Raw genomic sequence first — 3,988 nt, 5'->3', positions numbered from 1 at the left:
AATTCCTGCAGGCTCCCGGCCCCCGCTTCTTTCCCCCCCCCCCCCGCCGTTGTAGGAGCGAGCGCAGCTCGCGATGGGGCGCACAGCGCCCCCTTTCCCATAAAAACGCCGATATCGCAGGGCCTGCCGCGCACCCCGTCGCGCCCAGCGCACAGCGCCCCCCTACCTGGTGCGCACCGCAGCACGGCATCAGGGAACCTGGGACCGTTTTTCCCGTCGAAGGCCACTGCAGGCCACTCGCCTGTGTCCATTGTCAGGAGTGTCCCTCATGTCGTTGCGTTCCCTCGCCCTGTTGTCGCTGTGCGTCGTTCTGGCCGCCTGCAGCAAGATCAACCAGGAAAACTATTCCAGGCTCAAGGCCGGTATGAACAAGGCCGAGGTCGAGCAGTTGCTCGGCACGCCTACCGAGTGCTCCGGCGCGCTGGGCATGAGTAGCTGTACCTGGGGCGACGAGAAGAGCTTCATCAGCGTGCAGTACGCCTCCGACAAGGTGCTGATGTACTCCGGGCAGGGTCTCAAATGAGGCGTCTGTACCTGTTGATCAGCGTCTGCCTGGCCATGTTGCTGGGGGGCTGCGCCGGCTCTGCGCATGATCCGCTGGCACCCAAGACAGCTGGCAACGTCGACCTCAAGCGTTACCAGGGCAAGTGGTATGAGCTGGCGCGCCTGCCCATGCGCTACCAGGCTGGTTGCGAGCAGTCCGAAGCCCACTACAACCTGAAGCCGGACGGCACCTTTGGCGTACTCAACCGTTGCCGCACGATGGGCGATGAGTGGCTGCGCGCCGAAGGCCATGCCACGGTTCAGGAGCCCGGCCACACCGACAAGCTGTGGGTAGAATTCGACAACTGGTTCACCAAGCTGGTGCCGGGCGTAGCCAAGGGCGACTACTGGATTCTGTACGTAGACGACCGCTACCGCACCGCGATCGTCGGGAGCCCGGACCGCAAATACCTGTGGATTCTGTCACGCACGCAAAGCTTGCCGGCCTGGCAGCGGGAGAGCTTGCTGGCCAAGGCACGCCAGCAGGGCTACGACACCAGCCGGCTGGTCTGGCGCGCTTCCGATCAGCAGATCGTGAAGATGCATTGACGGGGTGGGGCTGCCAGGCACCCCTGTTGCATTCAACCCAACAGTTCGCGCAACACCTGGGTAAAGGCCTGTGCACTGGCCTCTTCCTGGGCGTGATGCCCCTGGCGCACCACCCACTGGCCGTTGACCATCACGTCCTTTACCTGGCGGTCGCCACCCGCGAACAGCCAGCGGTTGAGAATGGCATCGCCGTTCGCGGTTGCGATGTAAGGGTCGTGCCCGTCCAGTACCAGCCAGTCGGCGCGTTTGCCAACCGCCAGCTCGCCAACCGGTTGCCCCAGCGCCTGGGCCCCACCTGCAAGGGCCGCGTCGTACAGTGTGCGGCCCACCATGGGTTGTTCGCGGCCATGCAGGCGGTTGCGCCGTTGGTCACGCAGGCGTTGGCCATACTCCAGCCAGCGCAGTTCTTCCACCACGCTCAGTGATACGTGGCTGTCCGAGCCGATACCCAGGCGCCCGCCCTGGGCCAGGTAATCCACCGCCGGGAATATCCCGTCACCCAGGTTGGCTTCGGTGGTCAGGCACAGCCCGGCCACTGCGCCGCTGCGGGCCATGGCGGTGACTTCGTGGGGCTCGGCATGGGTGGCATGCACCAGGCACCAGCGCGGGTCCACCTGCACATGCTCATGCAGCCATTGCAACGGCCGCAGGCCGCTCCAGGCCACGCAGTCGTCCACTTCTTTCTGTTGTTCGGCGATGTGGATATGTACCGGGCAGTGTGGGTCGCTGGCGGTCAGTACATCGGCGATTTGCCCGGGCGTTACTGCCCGCAGCGAATGGAAGCACAGGCCCAGGCGCTGCGCGGGTTGCGCTGCCATCAGCAGGGCCAGCCGCGATTGCAGTTCCAGGTAGTGCCCGGTGGTGTTGATGAAGCGCCGCTGCCCCTCGCTCGGTGCCTGGCCGCCGAAACCTGCGTGGCTGTAAAGCACCGGCAACAAGGTGAGACCAATACCGCTGTCGGCTGCCGCTGCGCTGATACGCCGGGACAGCTCGGCCGGGTCGTCGTAAGCCTGGCCGGACGGGGCGTGGTGCACGTAGTGGAATTCAGCGACCGAGGTATAACCGGCTTTGAGCATTTCGATGTACAACTGGCGTGCGATGACCTGCAACTGCTCGGGGCTGATCTGCCCGACCAGGCGGTACATCAGGTCGCGCCAGGTCCAGAAGCTGTCATTGGGGTTGCCTGCCACTTCCGCCAGGCCTGCCATGGCCCGTTGAAACGCGTGGGAGTGCAGGTTTGGCATGCCGGGCAGCAGCGGCCCCTTCACCTGCTCGGCACCCGCGGGCGATGCCCCAGCCTCGATGCGGGCTATGTGGCCAGTGCTGGCCACCTCGATCAGCACGTCGCGGGCCCAGCCGGTGGGCAGCAGGGCGCGCTCGGCAAAGTAGGTGGACATCGGCAGGAATCCTGTTGTTATTAGCTTGTATATACATATACAGCTGTTTGCCTGCCGGGTAAACTGCGGCAAGCTACCGTTCATTTCTATCGACAAGGATCCACGCCGTGCCGACACCTCCTGTCTCCGCGCTGGTTGCCCAGATGGGCGAGGGCCCGGCGCCGCTGTATGCGCGGGTCAAGCAGATGATCGCCCAGCAGATCGACAATGGCAGCTGGCCGCCGCATCACCGCGTGCCTTCGGAGAGCGAGCTGGTCAACCAGCTGGGCTTCAGCCGCATGACCATCAACCGCGCCTTGCGTGAGCTTACCGCCGAGGGCCTGCTGGTGCGCATGCAGGGCGTGGGCACCTTCGTGGCCGAGCCCAAAGGGCGTTCGGCGCTGTTCGAAGTCAACAACATCGCCGACGAAATCGCCGCCCGTGGTCACCAGCACAGCTGCCAGGTGATTACCCTGGCCGAAGAGGCGGCGGGTTCTGAACGGGCGCTGGCGCTGGACATGCGTGAGGGGCAGCGGGTGTTCCACTCGCTGATCGTGCATTTCGAGAACGGCACGCCGGTGCAGATCGAGGACCGCTACGTCAACGCGGCCATCGCGCCGGACTACCTGAAACAGGACTTCACCCGGCAGACGCCTTACGCCTATTTGTCGCAGGTCGCGCCACTGACCGAGGGCGAGCATGTGGTGGAGGCGATCCTTGCCGAGCCTGAGGAATGCCGCCTGTTGCAGATCGAGCGTGGCGAACCTTGCCTGCTCATTCGCCGCCGCACCTGGTCGGGTCGGCAGCCGGTCACGGCTGCGCGGCTGATTCACCCTGGCTCACGTCATCGCCTGGAAGGGCGGTTCAGCAAATGAGCCGCTTGCAGGTGTTGCGTGCAGGCGACTACCCACGCATGCCCTGGAAGAACGGCGGCGGTTTCACCGAAGAAATCACCCGCGACGATGGTGAGGGCCTGGAGGGGTTTGGCTGGCGGCTGTCGATTGCTGATATCGAGGCGTCCGGTGGTTTTTCTGCCTTCGTCGGTTATCAGCGGGTCATCACCGTGCTGCAGGGCGAGGGCATGCGCCTGCTGGTGGACGGGCAGTCCAGCCGACCGCTGTTGCCGTTCGATGCGTTTGCTTTCAACGGCGCCAGCCAGGTGAGTTGCACGCTGCTGGGTGGCGCTATCCGTGACTTCAACCTGATCTATGCCCCGCTGCGGTATCAGGCGCGGCTGCAATGGCTGGAGGGCACCACCCGGCTGTACAGCTCGGCGTCTGTGATACTGCTGTTCGCCGCCGCCAGTGGGGTGGAAGTGGCGGTCACAGGCGCGGACACGCAGCGGTTGGGCTTGTACGACTGCTTGCGGCTGGAGCCTGGGGAAGGGTTGCAGGAGCTGGAAGTGCAGGGCCGGTGTTGCTTGATCGAGCTCACTGGGCGTGAACTCCTTTGCGTACAACCCCCAAAGCAATAATTGGCCCGAAACAAACGTAGGAGCGAGCGCAGCTCGCGATGCGCCG

At 64.6% G+C, this 3,988-nt stretch carries 5 protein-coding genes; 4 read left to right on the top strand and 1 reads right to left on the bottom strand.

The window, feature by feature from the left end:
• Window positions 1-268: 268 nt before the first annotated feature.
• Both bamE and IAE38_RS23560 read left to right on the top strand, forming a co-directional pair.
• Entirely contained in the window at window positions 269-523 is a 255-nt protein-coding gene (bamE, locus tag IAE38_RS23565) for an outer membrane protein assembly factor BamE domain-containing protein (protein WP_028631969.1), read from the top strand.
• Window positions 520-1,092, top strand: a complete 573-nt coding sequence (locus IAE38_RS23560; protein WP_201219573.1) for a lipocalin family protein — start codon at window positions 520-522, stop codon at window positions 1,090-1,092. Before bamE ends, IAE38_RS23560 begins: the two co-directional genes overlap by 4 nt.
• 32 nt (window positions 1,093-1,124) lie before the next feature.
• Here the strand turns inward: IAE38_RS23560 and IAE38_RS23555 are convergent, their stop codons facing one another.
• Window positions 1,125-2,489: a formimidoylglutamate deiminase gene (locus IAE38_RS23555; RefSeq protein ID WP_201219571.1), complete on the bottom strand. Its 1,365-nt coding sequence runs from the start codon at window positions 2,487-2,489 to the stop codon at window positions 1,125-1,127.
• 143 nt (window positions 2,490-2,632) lie between these two features.
• Here IAE38_RS23555 and hutC point away from each other — a divergent pair, with 143 nt between their 5' ends.
• Both hutC and IAE38_RS23545 read left to right on the top strand, forming a co-directional pair.
• Window positions 2,633-3,343 (top strand): histidine utilization repressor, encoded by a 711-nt coding sequence (gene hutC / locus IAE38_RS23550; RefSeq protein ID WP_174435891.1) that lies wholly within the window; start codon window positions 2,633-2,635, stop codon window positions 3,341-3,343.
• A complete protein-coding gene (locus IAE38_RS23545) occupies window positions 3,340-3,942 on the top strand; it encodes a HutD/Ves family protein (RefSeq protein WP_201165434.1) in 603 nt (200 codons plus the stop codon). The genes hutC and IAE38_RS23545 overlap by 4 nt, the downstream gene beginning before the upstream one ends.
• The last annotated feature ends 46 nt before the right edge of the window (window positions 3,943-3,988 follow it).

Origin of the sequence: Pseudomonas sp. S32 (genome assembly GCF_016648095.1) — a bacterium.
Lineage (GTDB): Bacteria > Pseudomonadota > Gammaproteobacteria > Pseudomonadales > Pseudomonadaceae > Aquipseudomonas > Aquipseudomonas parafulva.
This window is presented reverse-complemented; position numbering and strand designations above follow the sequence as displayed.